Genomic DNA, 17,898 nt, shown 5'->3' with positions numbered 1-17,898 from the left:
CGGGGTGTACAATTCTTAACTCTGAACACAGTGTAAAAATAAATTGAAAGGATTTGGTGCACGTGCTGCGCACTCATCTCGCGGGAGAACTCCGCAAGGAGACAGCTGGCCAGACAGTAACCCTGACAGGCTGGGTATCCCGCCGTCGCGACCACGGTGGCGTAATCTTTATTGACCTACGCGACTCCTCCGGCATCGCACAGGTCGTATTCCGCGAGAATAAGGTAGCGGAGCAAGCTCACCACCTCCGCAGCGAATTTTGCCTCAAGATCACCGGCGTTGTCGAACTACGACCAGCAGGATCTGAAAACCCCAACCTCCCATCTGGCGACGTCGAAATTAACGTCACCGAAATGGAAGTGCTCAATGAGGCCGCACCACTGCCATTCCAAATTGACGACTCTGCCAAGGGGGGCGAAGTAGGCGAAGAAGCGCGACTCAAGTACCGCTACCTCGACCTGCGACGCCCAACCCAAGGCGGCGCACTACGCTTACGCTCGAAGGCGAATCAGGCAGCACGCAAAGTTCTCGACACCCACGACTTTGTGGAAATCGAAACCCCCACTCTCACCCGTTCCACTCCTGAAGGTGCGCGCGATTTCCTGGTTCCAGCACGCCTCAAGCCAGGCTCTTGGTACGCGCTGCCTCAATCCCCACAGCTGTTCAAACAGTTGCTCATGGTTGCGGGCATGGAACGCTACTACCAGATCGCACGCTGCTACCGCGATGAAGACTTCCGTGCTGACCGCCAGCCAGAATTCACCCAGCTCGACATCGAAATGAGCTTCGTGGATCAGGAAGACGTGATCGCGCTTGCCGAAGAAATCGTTGCAGAGTTGTGGAAGCTCATCGGCTACGAAATCCCACTGCCAATCCCACGCATGACCTACCACGAAGCCATGCGCCTTTATGGCTCCGACAAGCCAGACCTGCGTTTCGACATTCAGCTTGTCGAATGCACCGAGTTCTTCGCCAACACCCCATTCCGTGTTTTCCAAAATGAATACGTCGGCGCAGTGGTGATGGAAGGTGGCGCATCCCAGCCACGCCGCCAACTTGACGGCTGGCAAGAATGGGCAAAGCAGCGCGGCGCCAAGGGCCTTGCCTACATCCTCGTGGGCGAAGACGGTGAACTCGGTGGGCCTGTAGCCAAGAACCTCTCCGATGACGAGCGCGCAGGAATCGCAGCACACGTCGGCGCTAAGCCAGGCGACTGCATCTTCTTCGCAGCAGGCGACACCAAGAGCTCCCGCGCACTGCTCGGCGCAGCTCGTGGCGAAATCGCCCGCAAACTCGACCTCATCAAGGAAGACGACTGGGCATTCACCTGGGTCGTCGACGCCCCAATGTTCGAGCCATCCGCTGACGCGACCGCTTCCGGCGACGTCGCTCTCGGACACTCTGCATGGACCGCAGTTCACCATGCATTCACCTCCCCGAAGCCAGAGTCCCAGGACACCTTCGATACCAACCCAGGCGAAGCACTGGCATATGCATACGATATCGTGTGCAACGGCAACGAAATCGGTGGTGGCTCCATTCGTATCCACCGTCGCGACATTCAAGAGCGCGTGTTCAAGGTGATGGGCATTAGCGAGGAAGAAGCACAGGAAAAGTTCGGCTTCCTGCTCGAAGCCTTCGCATTCGGTGCACCTCCTCACGGCGGTATTGCATTTGGCTGGGACCGAATTGTCTCCCTGCTGGGCGGATTCGATTCCATCCGCGACGTCATCGCCTTCCCGAAGTCCGGTGGCGGCGTCGACCCACTGACCGACGCGCCAGCCCCAATCCCAGCGCAGCAGCGCAAAGAAACTGGTGTTGATTTCAAACCTAAGGCTGAAAAGAACTAGCGCAAGGTAACATGGAAGACCTATCTCCACATCCCCACGACATAGTCGCGGGACACAAGGGGATAGGTCCTTCTTGATTGTTAAGCAAAGAGGTTTCCTAAGGATGAACAACCCTAGCCCAGAACTGACCCAAGAAATTGTTGCCAATGCTCAAGCATTACTCTCGCAACGATTCGGTGGCACCCAGCAACTATTAGAGGCCAAAGACCTCGCTGGTTCTGGAAACGCTGTGGTCATGCGCGTAAAAGTAGCGCCCTCACCGTTCTTGCAACACAAATCCGTGGTACTCAAATACGTGCCCAGCGCCGACAACGTTGCTGAGAAAGCAAGCCTCATTCGCGAAATCGTCGCCTACCAATTCACCACCAGCCTCAACGAAGAAGTACGCCCTGGGCCAGTGCTTCTCGCTTATGATGTGGAGAAGAAACTCCTCGTCATTACTGATGCTGGCGACGGCGACACCGTGGCGGATCTACTGACAACCAAAGAAGACAGCACCCGCCTTTCCCTGCTGCGCAACCTTGGGCGTGCACTGGGCAAAATGCACTCGGGCACCGCAAGTAAAGAGCAGGACTTTCATATCCTTCTTGGGCGCATGCTTGCACGCCACCCGAACATCAAGAGATTCCACGAATATCGTGAACGCATGATCCAGCTCGCAATCCCCTGCGGGCAACGACTCGTGGCGGCAGCAGGGATCACGATTCCCGACGACGTGCACAATTTTGCAACTGATGCCAGCCGTCGACTCGTGTCGGGGCAACATCGGGCATTCACACCCTTTGACCTGAGCCCAGACAATATTTTGGTTGCCGATCACCGCACCCACTTCCTTGACTACGAATGGGCTGGATTCAGGGACGCCACCTTCGATGTTGCCTGTGTGATTGCAGGTTTCCCGCAATTCTTAGGCACCCAACCCATTTCCGATCAGGAAGCAGATGCTTTCATCGACTCGTGGGTGCACGAAGTGTCGAAGATCTGGCCAAACGTGAACAATAGGGAACGTCTGCACGCACGGATCGTCACGGCGCTGGTGGGCTGGAGTTTCTCCTCCGTTGCCCTCATGCACTTTGGAGTGGATGAAGAAACATTTAGCACCCTTGATCTCGAACGCTTCGATTCCGAAGAGTTCATTGCTGAATTGGTCGAGACATCCGCACCGTGGGCTATTGAATTGCTTTCTGGTAACCCCTTAAGCTCCGCCAACCCACTCAGCGGGGTGGCAACTGGCTCTAGCAATACTATGGCTGGTGCAATTCGTAGTGGCGAAAACTTCGACTCTTCGGATGAAATGGGGGCGATTGACCCAGTCGAAGATCTTCGTTTAATTCGCCGCGACCTTTTTGAAACCTTCGAAGCGCTGCACCGTTTCGCCTCCCGCGGCAAAGATGCGCGCTTCCCAGCCGTGGCAGAATTTGCCCACGATGTCGTTGAACGGTTGAGCTAAGGCCTTGATGCTTTTCGACGACCCCACGCCGTCACCCGACTACTTCGAAATCTCCGCGCACGCGCCACTAGCCGCACGAATGCGGCCGCGCACGCTGGAGGAAGTGGTCGGGCAAGAGCATGTGTTAGGCCCCGGTCGGCCTTTGCGCAGGCTTATCGACGGCCATGGTGAGGCCAGCGTGATCCTTTACGGTCCCCCTGGAACTGGTAAGACCACCATCGCCTCCTTGATCTCCACTGCAACCGGAAAGAAGTTCGTGGGGCTTTCTGCGCTGAATTCTGGAGTAAAAGAAGTCCGCGCGGTTATCGATCAAGCCCGCCGCGATCTTATTCACGGCACCACTACGGTGCTGTTTATCGATGAGGTCCATCGCTTTTCTAAGACACAACAAGATGCACTATTAGCAGCTGTTGAAAACCGCGTGGTTTTGCTGGTCGCTGCAACAACGGAAAACCCCAGTTTCTCCGTGGTTTCGCCACTATTATCACGTTCTCTTCTTATTCAGTTGCAACCGCTGTCGGATCAAGCAGTAACGCAAGTGATTCACCGTGCGCTCGTCGATAAGCGAGGGCTTGGCTCACGCATCACCGCAGAAGACGACGCTATTAATGTGCTTGTCTCTCTCGCCAGTGGGGACGCTCGGCGCAGCCTCACCTATCTTGAAGCTGCCGCCGAAGCCGTCCCCGATGGGGGAGTACTCACACGAAGAATCGTCGAAGACACCATCGATAAAGCTATTGTGCGCTACGACCGCGACGGGGACCAGCACTACGACGTCACCAGTGCCTTTATCAAATCGATTCGTGGATCCGACCCCGATGCAGCACTGCACTACCTTGCCCGAATGGTCGACGCTGGGGAAGACCCACGTTTCATCGCACGACGCCTCATCGTGCACGCCGCCGAAGACATCGGAATGGCCGATCCCCACGCCCTCCCGATTGCAGTAGCCGCCGCCGAAGCCGCCCAACTCATCGGACTACCTGAAGCACGGATTCCACTAGCAGAAGCCACCATTTATCTTGCGACAGCACCGAAATCTAATGCTGTTCTTAGAGCAATTGACGCCGCTATCGCAGACGTTCGTGCCGGAAAATCTGGAACAGTACCCGCACACCTGCGTGACGGACACTACTCAGGGGCAGAAGCACTGGGCAACGCCGTCGGCTACCTGTACCCACACGATCACCCAAACGGCGTGGTCAGGCAACAATATCTTCCCGATACGCTCCAAGGAGCACAGTATTATCAACCCTCTAACCACGGAAATGAATCCCGCATTCGTGCAGTTATGAGCAAGCTAAAAGCATTAACTCGTGGCAAGGTGCTAAAGTAAGCAAACTGTGTATGCGCTTTGAAAAAGAAAGCGCAAATGAGAAAGAGGAAGAATGCAAACTCACGAAATTCGGGAGCGATTTACCAACCACTTCGTTAAGGCCGGGCACGTTGCAGTCCCGTCCGCCTCACTAATCTTGGACGACCCCAACCTGCTATTCGTCAACGCGGGTATGGTCCCCTTCAAGCCCTACTTCCTCGGGCAACAAAATCCACCCTTCGAAAGCGGCACCGCAACCTCGATTCAGAAGTGCGTGCGTACTCTCGACATCGAAGAGGTTGGAATTACCACCCGCCACAACACCTTCTTCCAGATGGCCGGCAACTTCTCCTTCGGCCAGTACTTCAAAGAAGGTGCGATCAAGCATGCGTGGGCTCTTTTGACCAACTCCGTTGACGAAGGTGGCTACGGCTTTGACCCGGAAAAGCTCTGGGTCACCGTCTACCTCGACGACGACGAGGCCGCTGAAATCTGGGAGAAGGAAATCGGTCTTCCTGCTGATCGCATTCAGCGCCTCGGCATGGCTGACAACTACTGGTCCATGGGTGTTCCCGGACCGTGTGGCCCGTGCTCGGAAATTTACTACGACCGTGGCCCAGCATACGGCAAAGAAGGCGGCCCTATTGCCGACGATTCCCGCTACCTCGAAATTTGGAACCTTGTGTTCATGCAGAATGAGCGCGGGGAAGGCATCGGTAAAGATAACTTTGAAATCCTCGGTCCACTGCCGAAGAAGAACATCGATACCGGCATGGGTGTCGAGCGCGTCGCCTGCCTGCTGCAGGGCGTCGACAACGTGTACGAAACTGACCTTCTTCGTCCTGTTATCGATGCTGCGCAAAAGCTTAGCGGCTCCGAATACGGTAAGGACAAGGACAGCGATATTCGCTTCCGTGTAATCGCTGACCACTCCCGCACCGCAATGATGCTGATTCTCGACGGAGTTACCCCAGGTAACGAAGGCCGTGGCTACATTCTGCGCCGCTTGCTGCGTCGCATTATTCGTTCTGCCCGACTACTGGGTGCACAGTCGAAGACCATGGATGTATTCATGAACACCATCATGGACACCATGACTCCGTCTTACCCAGAAATCGCGGACAACCGTGAGCGCATTCTTCGCGTCGCAATTACCGAAGAAAACGCTTTCTTGAAGACCCTCGAATCCGGCACTCAGCTTTTCGAAGAGGCAGCAGCCAAAGTCAAGGCTTCCGGTGCAAGCACCCTCGTGGGCAAAGATGCCTTCGCATTGCACGATACCTACGGTTTCCCTATCGACCTCACTTTGGAGATGGCTGCCGAAGCTGGCCTGAGCGTTGATACCGAAGGTTTCGATACTCTCATGGCGCAGCAGCGCGCCCGCGCCAAGGCCGATTCCCGCGCTAAGAAGCACGGACACACTGATCTGTCCATTTACCGCGAGTGGGTGGACAACAACCCTACCGAGTTTGTTGGTTACGACAACTTGGAAGCTGAATCCACGATCGTTGGCCTGATCTTAGACGGCGAGAAGGTCAACGAGGTACATGCAGGCCAGCAGGTTGAGGTCATTTTGGATGCCTCACCATTGTATGCAGAGTCCGGTGGCCAGATTGGTGACCGCGGTGAAATTCTTGTCGGCGACACTGTTCTGAAAATCAACGATGTTCAAAAGATTGGTAAGAAGCTGTGGGTACACCGTGCCACAGTGGAAACTGGTGGTTTGGGCCTAGGCGATACCGTCACCGCTCAGGTGGATAAGGCGTGGCGCCATGCCGCACGCCAGGCACACTCGGGTACACACTTGATTCACGCAGCATTGCGTGAAGTTCTTGGACCAACAGCGGTTCAGGCTGGTTCCATGAATAAGCCAGGCTACCTGCGTTTCGACTTCAACTACACGGAGGCACTGACTCCTGACCAGCTGAAGCAGATCGAAGAAGTCACCAACCAAGCAGTGGATGCTGACTGGGCTGTGAACACTATCGAGACTTCGCTCGACGAAGCAAAAGCAATGGGTGCACTGGCCCTGTTCGGTGAGAACTATGGTGATCTGGTGCGTGTTGTAGAGATTGGTGGCCCTTTCTCTATGGAGCTATGTGGTGGTACGCACGTTGCGCACTCTTCTCAGATCGGCCCTGTGGCGGTTTTGGGGGAGTCTTCCGTGGGCTCCGGTGTCCGCCGCATTGAGGCTTATTCCGGTCTTGATTCCTTCCGCTACCTGTCGAAGGAGCGCGCTGTGATGAGTGGAATTGCTACTGCGTTGAAGGCTCCTTCTGAAGAGGTTCCTGACCGTATTGCTGCGCTGAGCCAGAAACTCAAGGAAGCAGAAAAGAAGATTGAGGATCTGCGTCAAGCTCAGCTGATGGCACAGTCTGGTGATCTGATCCACGCTGCACATGACATCAATGGTGTGCGTGTGGTTTCTGTGCGACTTCCGGACGGCACTTCTGCCGGCGACCTGCGTACCTTGGCGTTAGATGTGAAGAACAAGCTCGGCGAGAACGCCGGTGTGGTTGTATTGGCAAGCGCTGAAGGTGCAAAGGTACCATTTGTGGTTGCTGCAACGAAGGCTGCTGTTGCCAAGGGCATTAAGTCCGGTGATCTTGTCAAGGCTATGGGCGAGTACGTCGATGGACGTGGTGGCGGTAAGCCTGATATGGCTCAGGGCTCCGGTTCCCGTGCTGAGGGCTTGGACGCTGCGTTTGGTGCTGTGGCAACAGTAGTGTCTCAGATCTAGTGTGGTCCGCCTGAGCGCGGACAAGTCGAGAAAGTAAAACCACTAAGGTTTGTAGCGTTGTAGTGGTTTCTGCTCTCGGCGAGGGGGAGTGCTTTGAGAGGTTACTTTCAAAGCGCTCCCTTTTCTGGTTTTCCTGTGTGGAGTAATCCTGGGCGTAGTTGTTGCGAATGCTTGCGGTGCGAATGGCTTTCGCCGGGAATAGGACAATAGCGAATTGTATGTGAGGATGGTTAAGGTTTATGGCTCAAATTGTTCCCGATCAGCCTGGCGAAAATGATCCAGGTGCTGGGCGTCGTCTGGGTGTTGATGTGGGCACGGTGCGCATTGGTTTAGCGCTCTCAGGCTCCGATGCAACACTTGCTATGCCGTTGGAAACTGTGCCCCGGAAAACGGGTTTTAAGGATTCTGATCAGGAAGATATCGATCGGATTGTGGAATTAATTGCACAGCATTCTGTGGTGGAAGTTGTGGTGGGTCTTCCGCGCACCTTGAAAGCTTTAGATTCGTCGAGCATAAAGCATGCGAAGGAAATTGCGTTTCGTATTCGTCGCCGGTGCCCACATATTCCGGTGAAAATGGCTGATGAGCGCCTTTCGACTGTGATTGCGGCGCAAGCACTGCGTGCTTCTGGTGTGTCTGAGAAGCACGGACGTAAGGTTGTTGATCAGGCCGCGGCGGTGGAGATTTTGCAATCGTGGTTGGATGGGCGGGCCGTGTTCCTTAGCCACGTCAATGAAACCAACCAGTAGTATGGAAACATCTGTAACTGTTTTAGGCAACCGAAGGAGAACCAGGTCACTATGCGCATGGAGCCTAAGTATGTAAAGAGGCGGCAGCGTGCGGCAGCAGTGCTTATTGCTGCCCTGGTCCTTTTGATAGGGGCAGTCGTGTATATCGGTGTCTCAATTGTTAACCGCCCGCCTACTGATTATGTGGGGCAGGGTAATGGGGTTATTCAATTGGTCACGATTGAAGAGGGGTCTTCGATTTCTGAAATTGGCCCAGAGCTTGCTGAGCGGGGGATTGTGGCCACAAATCAAGCCTTTCAGACGGCTGCTTTAAGTAATCCTAGAGCAGCGAGTATTCAACCGGGTGTGTATCGGCTTCAAGAAATGATGAGTGCTGATTCCGCAGTGGCAGCATTATTAGACCCCAATAACCAAGTGGAAATGCTGGATATTCCTGGTGGTTCGACGTTGATGGATGTCACGGTGGTTGCGGGTTCTACTCGGCCGGGTATTTATAGCCAGATTTCGCAGGTGACGTGTTCGGCGGGGTCTACAAATTGTATTAAGCCGGAAACGTTGCACAATGTTGGTGCTACTGCAAAACTTTCTGATTTGGGTGTTCCGCAGTGGGCGCAGGAAAAGGTGAGCGCCCGCGGGAATGATCCGCGTCGTTTAGAGGGCTTGATTGCCCCTGGCAAATATGTGGTGAATCCGAATCATGATGCACGCCAGATTTTGTCGGATTTGATTTCGCGTTCGGCTAAGCAGTTTGAATCTACTGGTATTCAGCAGCGTGCTCAGGCTGTGGGTATGTCGCCTTATGAGCTGTTGATTGCTGCTTCTTTGGTGGAGCGCGAGGCACCAGCTGGTGATTTTGATAAGGTTGCGCGGGTTATTTTGAACCGTTTGGCTAAGCCCATGCGTTTGGAGTTTGATTCAACCGTGAATTATGGGCTCAGTGATGTTGAGGTGGCTACCACCGATGAGGATCGTGCCCGTGAGACGCCATGGAATACTTACGCTAAGGATGGGTTGCCAGAAACGCCTATTGCAGCGGCCAGCTTGCCAGCTCTTGAAGCGATGGAGAATCCTGCTGAGGGTGACTGGTTGTTCTTCGTGACCACCCATACTGATGGCACGACGGTATTTACGAATACCTTCGAGGAACATCTCGATGCTGTTCAGCAGTCGTTAGCTAATGGTGTGCTGAATTCTAATCGTTAGTTTCAACGCGAAGGAAAAGCAGGTGTGGTTGTGAAAGCCGCATCTGCTTCTTTTATTTTCGGTAGTGATGCGCCTTATGGTTTCGCACAAGTGTAAATATCGCGTGTCACGAGCGTGCGAGGAGTGTGCGGGGTGTGTGGGGTGGGTTGTTCGTACTGGTGGGGTAGAGTATGCGCACAGAGTTTTTCAGTGAAGAAAGTAGGTTTGTTGGCATGGCTGGTAGTTCACGTGCTGGGGTTTTTCGTGCTGCTGTGTTAGGCAAGCCCATTACGCATTCTCGTTCGCCTGTGCTGCATAATGCTGGTTATAAGGCGTTAGGTTTGGATAACTGGGTGTACAGTGCGATCGAATGCGACGATGTGCAGCTTCCTTCCGTTGTGGAAAATGCGGGAGCAGAATTTGTTGGCTTTAGTGTGACTATGCCGGGCAAATTTGCTGCGCTGGCGTTTGCGAGCTCGGTGACTCAGCGGGCGCAGTTAATTGGTTCGGCGAACACGCTGGTGCGTGATGGCGATGGTTGGTTAGCTGATAATACTGATTGTGACGGAGTTGTTGGTGCACTTGATGAGCTTATCGACGCCGACATCACGCCCGAAGATTATGCACTGATTATTGGTGCAGGCGGCACAGCCCGCCCAGCGTTGTGGGCGTTAGTACACAAAGGTGTGCGCCGTGTGGTGATTGTGAACCGTTCGGATCGTCGTGCTGAGTTTTCGTCGCTGGTCGATGCGTTGGGTATTGAAGTCCAATGGGTTGATTTTTCTGCGGATCTGGCTGCTTTGGCAGAAAAGGCTGTGGTTGTGGTGTCGACGGTTCCTTCGGCGGGAATTGCAGATTATGTGGATGCATTGGCTCGCACGCGGGTGTTGGATGTGATCTATGATCCGTGGCCGACGGTATTGGTGTGTACTGCCCAGGCGCGTGGTTATCAGGCTGTGGGAGGACACGTGATGTTGGCGCATCAAGCCTATGGGCAGTTTAAATTGTTTACTTCGCATGAAGCTCCGCGTGAGGCGATGTGGCAGGCGTTGTGTGCTGATCTTGGCATTGATGCTGGTTGATGGCGATCAGCTGTGGTGGGTTGAAGAATTAGCTGATAAGTTGCGAGGAATCGTGGTGTTTTCGCGCTATTTCGCGGATTGAAGGGGCGCACAATTCTATGCTGTATGCATGATGTGGGTTGGGTTTGGTTATGCGGTCGCTATTATTTGGGCGTTGGCTTTAAGTTATTATGATTTCCGTTATTTACGCCTGCCTAACTTTCTGACTCTTCCCGCGATTCCTGTTGCTGCTCTTTTTATTCATCCGTGGTGGCCAGGTGTGGTGTGGTTTTTGTTTTATCTCCTGTTCAATCTCACACTCATGTTTTTCGATCCTCGAAGGGGGCGAAGTGCGAAAACGCATGCGGCAGTAAGTGTGGATGATGATTGTGGTTCTTCCCAACAACTGCCACTGAGCGGGGAGGAGCCCGATAGTAGCGGGGTTAGTTCTGAATGTCGGAGGTTAACGCAGGCTGGTGGTATAAAGCCACGGATGCGCCCCATGGGCATGGGGGATGTGAAACTTGCGTTTCCTGCTGGTGTGATTGCCGGTGAATCCGTTTTTATTGCGATCCTGGTCGCGCAAATTTTGACTATTCTCGGTGCAGTGATTAGTCGGAGGAGTAGAGTTCCTCATGGTCCTGCGATGCTCCTGGCTGCTTTTGGTTGTCATTTTTGGTGGGGTGCTTAGGGGGTAGAGTTCATTAATTTAATTGAAACCATGTAATAATTGCGTTCATGCTTCGTTGGACTACTGCAGGAGAATCTCACGGCCAGGCGCTGGTGGCAATGCTTGAACATATGCCCGCTGGCGTCCCAATTACGCGGGAGGAGATTTCATATCAGCTTGCTCGTCGCCGTCTCGGCTACGGTCGTGGTGCTCGTATGAAGTTTGAGGCTGATGAGGTCACCATGCTGGGCGGTATCCGCCACGGTAAGACCCTTGGTAGCCCGATCGCTGTCATGATTGGTAATACTGAGTGGCCGAAGTGGACTACCATCATGTCTGCAGATCCCATTGATATGGAGGACGAAGAGGTTCGCTCGGCAATGAGCTCGGGACGCGGTGCGAAACTGACTCGCCCACGCCCCGGACATGCGGATTTTGCGGGCATGTTGAAGTACGACCTTGATGAGGCGCGCCCCATCTTAGAGCGCGCGTCGGCACGCGAAACAGCAGCACGCGTAGCTGCGGCGACTGTTGCCCGCAATTTCTTAAGAGAAACGCTCGGCGTGGAAGTATTCAGCCACGTGATTTCTATTGGTCGCTCCGAACCTTTCGCGGGGGAAGACCCTACGTTTGCCGATCTTGAGGCTATTGATGAATCGCCTGTGCGCGCTGCATCGAAGGCTGCTGAAGAGTCCATGATTGCTGAAATTGAGGCTGCGAAAAAGCAGGGCGATACTCTCGGCGGCATTGTTGAAGTGCTTGTTCACGGTCTTCCTATTGGCCTTGGCTCCCATATTTCCGGGGACGATCGCCTTGATGCGCAACTAGCAGCAGCGGTTATGGGTATTCAGGCCATTAAGGGTGTGGAAATTGGTGATGGATTCGAAGAAGCTCGTCGCCGCGGTTCTGAAGCGCACGATGAAATGGTGCGCGAAGAAGACGGTACCGTGTGCCGTACAACTAATCGTGCCGGTGGTCTCGAAGGCGGTATGACCAACGGTGAAACGTTGCGTGTTCGCGCAGCTATGAAGCCAATTTCTACTGTGCCGCGTGCGCTTAAGACTGTGGATATGGCAACGGGTAAGCCTGCAACGGGTATTCACCAGCGCTCCGATGTGTGCGCGGTGCCTGCAGCCGGTGTCGTTGCTGAAGCGATGGTAGCGTTGGTGCTGGCACGTGCTGTGTTGCAGAAGTTCGGCGGGGATAGTCTTGCTGAAACGAAACACAATATTGCCTCCTACCTTGAGCGCGTTGAGCATAGGTTGCAGTTCTAAGGAGTTTTCATGGCACCTCTCGTTGTATTGGTCGGCCCTCCGGGGGCTGGGAAGTCGACGATTGGCACACGCTTGGCTCGTGCTTTGAACAGTGAGTTTGTTGATTCGGATCAACTCATCGAGCATAAGTTGGAGAAAAGTTGCGCGCAGATCGTCGCGGAATTCGGTAAAGAGAAGTTCCGCGAGATTGAGGCTAAGGTCATCGCCCAGGCGCTTGCTGAAGAGGGTGTGCTTAGTGTAGGGGGCGGTGCGGTTGTTACTGATTCCACTCGCGAGCTGTTGAAAAAGCACCAGGTTGTGTGGGTTGATGTGAGTTTAAAGGAGGGTGATCGTCGCACGTCGTGTGATGATTCCCGACCGTTTTTGCGCGGTACGAGTTATGCTGAGCTGGTTGGGCCTCGAATTCCGTTGTATCGTGAGGTAGCGCAGTTCCGTGTCCGCACTGATGGGCGTACTGAGCAGCAGGTTGTGGCAGAGATTCTGTCTTTTATTGAAACGAACAGCTAGAAAGGGGACAGCTGCGTCATGTCGTTGAGTGCTACTGTCACGGTCCAAAGTCAATCTCCGTACACGGTTATTATTGGGCATGATTTGAAGTCGGGGATTATTGATTGCGTGGCTGCGCATTCGCCTTCCCAGGTGGCGATTATCACCCAGCCTGCTGTGGCTGCGTATGCGCACACGCTTGCCGACGCCGCCACTGACGCTGGCATTACACCCACTGTTTTCGAGGTACCCGACGCTGAAGCAGGAAAAACGCTGAGTGTGTGTGAGGATCTGTGGAATGCTCTCGGGCAGAAGGCATTTGGTCGCACTGACATGGTGATTGGTCTCGGTGGTGGTGCAGCTACTGATCTGGCTGGTTTTGTGGCAGCAGCATGGATGCGTGGCATTAAGGTGGTGCAGGTTCCTACAACATTGTTGGCCATGGTGGATGCCGCCGTTGGTGGCAAGACTGGTATTAATACTCAGGCAGGTAAGAACCTAGTGGGTGCTTTCCATGAGCCTACTGGTGTTTTCATTGATCTTGATTTCCTTCCTTCGTTGCCTCAGGCTGAATTAGTTGCGGGAAGTGCGGAGATTATCAAGACTGGTTTTATTTCCGATACTCGCATTCTTGAGCTGTATGAGACTGATGCGAAAGCCTGTTTGAAGGTTGATGGTTTCCTGCCTGAGTTGATTCGGCGTTCGGTGACTGTGAAGGCTCGTGTGGTGGGTCAGGATTTGAAGGAGTCTGGCCTGCGTGAGACTTTGAATTATGGGCATACTTTTGGTCATGCAGTGGAATTGGCAGAGAATTTTACATGGCGCCATGGCAACGCAGTGGCGGTTGGCATGATGTTTATTGCACATTTGAGCCATATTGTGGGGTTGATTGATGATCAGCTTGTTGCTCGCCACGCGAAGATTCTGCGTTCTATTGGTTTGCCTACCAGCTATAGTGGGCATGATTTCGATACCTTGTATCAGGGTATGACTAGGGATAAGAAGAATCGCGACGGCAAGATTCGTTTCGTCGCACTCACCGCTGCTGGTGAAACCACTCGACTTGAAAATGCCACCTATGAGCAGCTGCTACAGGCCTATGAGCGGGTGTCCGTTACAGAAGAACCCAGTTAGCGTCCCGTAAAGCAAGGAAGTGGAAGATTATGAATCGCAGTGTGCTTGTTCTCAACGGGCCGAACTTAAATCGCTTGGGCAAACGTCAGCCTGAGGTGTATGGCACCACGACGTTGGCTGATGTGGAGACAATGATTCATGCCCGCGCCAATGAATTGGGTTTGACTGTCACCTGTAAGCAGTCGAACCACGAGGGGCAGTTGATTGAGTGGATTCATGAGGCTGCCGATAAACAACAGCCGGTGATTATTAATCCTGGTGGTTTTACCCACACGTCAGTGGCGTTGCGTGATGCTTTGGCGGAGATTGCCGATGGGGCTGGTTTTGTTGAGGTGCACATTTCTAATGTGCATGCCCGCGAACCGTTTCGTCAGCATTCCTACTTAAGTCCGATTGCTCGAGGAGTGATTGCTGGACTCGGGGTGTACGGTTATGTTCTCGCCTTGGAGTATTTCGCGTCGTTGATGGGGTAGGCCCCGTTTGTCTGTCCGCCACCACCTGCATGCTTGCGTGTGTTGGTGTTGGTTTTTTCTGCTGTGGTTGCTTGGTTTGTGGGGGCGTGGTGTGTGGTGGGGGTAGCACTGTGGTGGGGCAGAGTACTATTAGTCACATATTCACTTTTGGTGGTTTTCTTCGTCTGGGTGGATATGTGAGGTTGTTTCGTTGTGTGTTTTTATGCCTTTGTGGTGAATGCACAATGAGCTGTTGTGAGTTTTATTGAATCGAAAGAGGCTTTCATGGCACTATCTGATACTCGGTTTCTTACTCGGCGTCGGGCATTGGCAGCAACGTTGGCTGCGCAACGTGTCGATACTATGTTGGTGACGCACCTTACTCATGTGCGGTATCTGTCGGGGTTTTCGGGTTCCAATGGTGCTGTGATTGTGTCGAAGGATCTTTCTGCCCTGATCGCCACTGATGGTCGTTATACCACCCAGATTGCTGAAGAAGTTCCTGATATCGAGGTTGTGGTTGCCCGCAATTGTGCTGTGGAGTTGCTCAAAGGCATTGAGGGTCCTCGTCGAGTGGGCTTTGAGGCTGATTTTGTTAATGTCGCGCAATTGGAAAAGTTGAAGGAAGCGTGCCCAGAGGATGTCACTTTAGTGCCTATTTCTGGGGTGATTGAGAAGATTCGGATCACCAAAGATCCGATTGAACGTGAGCGTCTGCGTGCGGTTGCTGATCTGGCTAACTCGGCTTTCCAGGAGCTGCTTGATGAGGGTGGCATTCGCGCAGGTCGCACTGAGCGTGAAGTGGCGGCTGATCTTGAGTTTAAGATGCGTGTGAAAGGTGCGGAGCACCCCAGCTTCGATACTATTGTTGCCTCCGGCCCAAATTCTGCGAAGCCTCATCACTCGGCGACGGATCGGGTGATTGAAGTTGGCGATCTCGTTACAGTGGATTTCGGCGCGCACGATCGAGGGTTCAACTCTGATACCACTCGCACCGTGGTTGTGGGTGAGGCGAATGCTTTTAGCAAGGAAATTTACGACATTGTGCTCCAAGCGCAGCTCGCGGGTTGCGCTGCCGCGGTTCCGGGTGCGAAGCTTGCCGACGTCGACAAGGCGTGTCGCGATGTGATCACCAATGCTGGCTATGGAGAGTATTTTGTGCACTCCACTGGGCACGGTATCGGCTTGGACGTTCATGAGGCGCCGTGGGCGGCGGCAACTGGCACTGGTGAGCTGGAAGAGCATATGACTTTGACCATTGAGCCGGGTATCTATGTGCCGGGTAAAGGCGGGGTGCGTATCGAGGATACGTTGATTATTACGTCCGGTCGCCCTGAGAATCTCACCAATCTCAGTAAGGATCTCACCATCGTCTAGTATGACGGCCTGACTACAACCCGCACCCGGATGCGTGTTGGTGCGACAGTTGAGCCCTCGTTTCTTATCACGGAGAAAGAAACGAGGGCTTCAATAGTGTGCCTATTGAGTATGGATAGGCTGTGCGGTTTTAATCTAGCCACTTGGGCGATGATGCAGTGGGGTCAGGGGAGTAGCCTTGATTCAGCAGCACATAGTCGTATCCCACTGGGGTCTTCACCCTGCTCTCTGATCCTTCGCCGAGGTGGAATTGGACATGCCCGTGGCTGTAGATTTTTTCACCCTCGTCCACGGTGGGTGCTTCCGGAATCTCAGGCAGCTGGGTGCTGTCACCTTCAATGAAGTGCTGCGGCGCTAGACCACCTTCGTATGTTCCCATGACCTCACCATCGTGGCGGACGGTGCAGAAGTAGTGCCCCTTGGTATTGATATACCCGCGCGCATCGGCATCTGGTGTGGGGATAAAGCACGTATGCACGTCGGTAACTTCTGGGCCGTCAGGCCAGGTGAATTTTCGACTGTGGCTAAAGACAACGCCATTGAGTCCCTGATATTGGGTGACAAAGGTATTTCCGCGTGTAGGGCCTGTATGAGCCAGTGCTTCTTTTTCACCGTTGTTGTCCCATACTTTGTGGCCATCGGTGACAAAGAAAGTGCCCTGTGCATCTTTGCATCCGAAGTAGTTCAACTTTTGGGCGCACGTAGCCGCATTGGTTGTAATCATGGATCCTACGGGGAGGGTGCGAATGAAATCGCCAGCTAACCGTTCGGTTTGGCTAGGCATGTTCATTTTCACTGCATTGTCGATCACAATTTCACTGGTGAAGGTTGTGCCAAAGTCTGAGTCACAAACCACTGGCTGGGCGTTTTCGGAGGAAAGACGCGTTAGGCACTGGATTCCGGTGTTAGCGGAGCTGATCAGAATATGCGAATAAGGGTCAGGGATGGAGGTGGCATTGAGGCTGCGCTGGAAGTCTTCGGGGTCGAGTGCACGACCTGTGAAAAATGTGTCGACTGAACCGAAGGGATAGTCTGGGGTTGGCGATTGGCTGGTTGTTTCCGCAACACTTGTTGCTGCTTGTGTTTGTGTCACAGGCGCGGTGGGGGTGGTTGTGGATTCTGGGCTGGGAGTTGAACACGCAACGAGGGTTGCTGCGCCTACGGTGACCATCGTTGTGATGATGAACACCTTGCGTTGTTGGTACGTGATCATCAGGCAAGCTCCTTCGAGGCTGGGTTCTATCCTTCTATGAATGCCCATCATACGCAGGATACAAGTGTCGCCGGTGGCCAGTTTGATGGCATTGTGGACATGAGTCATAACCTCAACAAGCTAGTGAAGTGCTGGAATGCTATAAATAATGGCTAATATCCACACGCTATTACTCAGTGAATCGTGCAATCATGGGGCTTAATCTATGGGCGTAGAGTGTCGCCGCCGCTGTCATGGTTTGAGCAAGGGTGCATGGTGTGACAGTGAGCTAGGGCTGGTAGTGGGGTCTGGCGTACTGAGGAAAAGTATGTTTTGGGCGATTTTTCATGTATCATCGAACAGTTAAAACATGACATCGACCTAGAAGGAAGTACCCTCCCGTGGCAACTACCGCTGATTTCAAGAACGGTCTTGTTCTCAAGATCGATAACAAGCTGCAGCAAATCGTCGAGTTCCAGCACGTGAAGCCGGGCAAGGGCCCTGCATTCGTGCGTACCAAGCTCAAGGATGTTGTATCTGGCAAGGTTACTGACAAGACCTTCAACGCTGGTGTCAAGGTCGAGACCGCAACTGTTGATCGTCGCGATATGACCTACCTGTACCATGACGGCACCTCCTACGTTGTCATGGATGAGAAGACCTACGAGCAGGTTGAGCTTCCTGAGCACATCGTTGGCGATGGCGCAAAGTTCCTGCTGGAAAACACCACCATTCAGGTGTCCTTCCATGAGGGTGAAGCATTGTTCGCTGAACTTCCTATCTCTTTGGACTTGAAGATTTCCCACACTGAGCCTGGCCTGCAAGGCGATCGCTCCAACAGCGGCACCAAGCCTGCAACTTTGGAGACCGGCGCTGAGATCCAGGTTCCTTTGTTTGTTGAGACCGGCAATGTGGTGAAGGTCGACACCCGTGACGGTTCTTACCTGTCTCGTGTGAACAACTAAG

General features: G+C 53.6%; 15 protein-coding genes. 14 read left to right on the top strand and 1 reads right to left on the bottom strand.

Annotated features, from left to right (window positions below; genetic code table 11):
- Positions 1-62 precede the first annotated feature (62 nt).
- The 13 genes from aspS (at position 63) to CFELI_RS07110 (ending at position 15,740) form a co-directional block, all read left to right on the top strand.
- On the top strand, positions 63-1,850 hold the full coding sequence (aspS, locus tag CFELI_RS07170; protein ID WP_277105580.1) for an aspartate--tRNA ligase: 1,788 nt from the start codon (positions 63-65) through the stop codon (positions 1,848-1,850).
- 103 nt (positions 1,851-1,953) lie between these two features.
- Positions 1,954-3,300, top strand: a complete 1,347-nt coding sequence (locus tag CFELI_RS07165; RefSeq protein ID WP_277105581.1) for a phosphotransferase — start codon at positions 1,954-1,956, stop codon at positions 3,298-3,300.
- A 7-nt stretch (positions 3,301-3,307) separates the two neighbouring features.
- Complete coding sequence (locus CFELI_RS07160; RefSeq protein WP_277105582.1) at positions 3,308-4,636, top strand: replication-associated recombination protein A; 1,329 nt, start codon at positions 3,308-3,310, stop codon at positions 4,634-4,636.
- A 52-nt stretch (positions 4,637-4,688) separates the two neighbouring features.
- Entirely contained in the window at positions 4,689-7,355 is a 2,667-nt protein-coding gene (alaS, locus tag CFELI_RS07155) for an alanine--tRNA ligase (protein ID WP_277105583.1), read from the top strand.
- Between the two features lie 239 nt (positions 7,356-7,594).
- Positions 7,595-8,104 carry a Holliday junction resolvase RuvX gene (ruvX, locus tag CFELI_RS07150; RefSeq protein ID WP_277105584.1) on the top strand — a complete coding sequence of 170 codons (510 nt, stop codon included), beginning with the start codon at positions 7,595-7,597 and terminating at the stop codon, positions 8,102-8,104.
- Between the two features lie 51 nt (positions 8,105-8,155).
- Positions 8,156-9,307, top strand: a complete 1,152-nt coding sequence (gene mltG, locus CFELI_RS07145) for an endolytic transglycosylase MltG (RefSeq protein ID WP_277105585.1) — start codon at positions 8,156-8,158, stop codon at positions 9,305-9,307.
- 212 nt (positions 9,308-9,519) lie between these two features.
- On the top strand, positions 9,520-10,368 hold the full coding sequence (locus CFELI_RS07140; protein WP_277105586.1) for a shikimate dehydrogenase: 849 nt from the start codon (positions 9,520-9,522) through the stop codon (positions 10,366-10,368).
- Positions 10,369-10,477: 109 nt separating this feature from the next.
- Positions 10,478-11,038 carry a prepilin peptidase gene (locus CFELI_RS07135; RefSeq protein WP_277105587.1) on the top strand — a complete coding sequence of 187 codons (561 nt, stop codon included), beginning with the start codon at positions 10,478-10,480 and terminating at the stop codon, positions 11,036-11,038.
- A gap of 47 nt (positions 11,039-11,085) precedes the next feature.
- Positions 11,086-12,291 carry a chorismate synthase gene (aroC, locus tag CFELI_RS07130; RefSeq protein ID WP_374724730.1) on the top strand — a complete coding sequence of 402 codons (1,206 nt, stop codon included), beginning with the start codon at positions 11,086-11,088 and terminating at the stop codon, positions 12,289-12,291.
- Positions 12,292-12,300: 9 nt separating this feature from the next.
- On the top strand, positions 12,301-12,798 hold the full coding sequence (locus CFELI_RS07125) for a shikimate kinase (protein ID WP_277105588.1): 498 nt from the start codon (positions 12,301-12,303) through the stop codon (positions 12,796-12,798).
- An 18-nt stretch (positions 12,799-12,816) separates the two neighbouring features.
- The gene (gene aroB, locus CFELI_RS07120; protein WP_277105589.1) at positions 12,817-13,911 is read left to right on the top strand and encodes a 3-dehydroquinate synthase; all 1,095 of its coding nucleotides are present in this window, start codon (positions 12,817-12,819) and stop codon (positions 13,909-13,911) included.
- A gap of 29 nt (positions 13,912-13,940) precedes the next feature.
- Complete coding sequence (gene aroQ / locus CFELI_RS07115) at positions 13,941-14,384, top strand: type II 3-dehydroquinate dehydratase (RefSeq protein WP_277105590.1); 444 nt, start codon at positions 13,941-13,943, stop codon at positions 14,382-14,384.
- A 264-nt stretch (positions 14,385-14,648) separates the two neighbouring features.
- Positions 14,649-15,740, top strand: coding sequence for an aminopeptidase P family protein (locus CFELI_RS07110; RefSeq protein ID WP_277105591.1), 1,092 nt, complete (start codon positions 14,649-14,651; stop codon positions 15,738-15,740).
- Between the two features lie 130 nt (positions 15,741-15,870).
- On the opposite strand, the gene CFELI_RS07105 is transcribed toward CFELI_RS07110, so the two are convergent.
- Entirely contained in the window at positions 15,871-17,061 is a 1,191-nt protein-coding gene (locus tag CFELI_RS07105; protein WP_277105592.1) for a hypothetical protein, read from the bottom strand.
- Positions 17,062-17,333: 272 nt separating this feature from the next.
- Here CFELI_RS07105 and efp point away from each other — a divergent pair, with 272 nt between their 5' ends.
- Positions 17,334-17,897: an elongation factor P gene (gene efp / locus CFELI_RS07100; RefSeq protein WP_277105593.1), complete on the top strand. Its 564-nt coding sequence runs from the start codon at positions 17,334-17,336 to the stop codon at positions 17,895-17,897.
- The last annotated feature ends 1 nt before the right edge of the window (position 17,898 follow it).

This window comes from Corynebacterium felinum (assembly GCF_030408755.1).
Lineage (GTDB): Bacteria > Actinomycetota > Actinomycetes > Mycobacteriales > Mycobacteriaceae > Corynebacterium > Corynebacterium felinum.
The sequence above is the reverse complement of the archived record's forward strand: the minus strand, read 5'-3'. Positions and strand labels throughout refer to the sequence as shown.

Bases quoted from the DNA above. Each gene is read 5' to 3' on its own strand.
- CFELI_RS07110 (WP_277105591.1), top strand. From the start codon at position 14,649: ATGGCACTATCTGATACTCGGTTTCTTACTCGGCGTCGGGCATTGGCA.
- alaS (WP_277105583.1), top strand. From the start codon at position 4,689: ATGCAAACTCACGAAATTCGGGAGCGATTTACCAACCACTTCGTTAAG.
- aroB (WP_277105589.1), top strand. From the start codon at position 12,817: ATGTCGTTGAGTGCTACTGTCACGGTCCAAAGTCAATCTCCGTACACG.
- aroC (WP_374724730.1), top strand. From the start codon at position 11,086: ATGCTTCGTTGGACTACTGCAGGAGAATCTCACGGCCAGGCGCTGGTG.
- CFELI_RS07140 (WP_277105586.1), top strand. From the start codon at position 9,520: ATGGCTGGTAGTTCACGTGCTGGGGTTTTTCGTGCTGCTGTGTTAGGC.
- ruvX (WP_277105584.1), top strand. From the start codon at position 7,595: ATGGCTCAAATTGTTCCCGATCAGCCTGGCGAAAATGATCCAGGTGCT.
- CFELI_RS07135 (WP_277105587.1), top strand. From the start codon at position 10,478: ATGATGTGGGTTGGGTTTGGTTATGCGGTCGCTATTATTTGGGCGTTG.
- CFELI_RS07160 (WP_277105582.1), top strand. From the start codon at position 3,308: ATGCTTTTCGACGACCCCACGCCGTCACCCGACTACTTCGAAATCTCC.
- CFELI_RS07165 (WP_277105581.1), top strand. From the start codon at position 1,954: ATGAACAACCCTAGCCCAGAACTGACCCAAGAAATTGTTGCCAATGCT.
- CFELI_RS07125 (WP_277105588.1), top strand. From the start codon at position 12,301: ATGGCACCTCTCGTTGTATTGGTCGGCCCTCCGGGGGCTGGGAAGTCG.
- aroQ (WP_277105590.1), top strand. From the start codon at position 13,941: ATGAATCGCAGTGTGCTTGTTCTCAACGGGCCGAACTTAAATCGCTTG.
- mltG (WP_277105585.1), top strand. From the start codon at position 8,156: ATGCGCATGGAGCCTAAGTATGTAAAGAGGCGGCAGCGTGCGGCAGCA.
- CFELI_RS07105 (WP_277105592.1), bottom strand. From the start codon at position 17,061: ATGACTCATGTCCACAATGCCATCAAACTGGCCACCGGCGACACTTGT.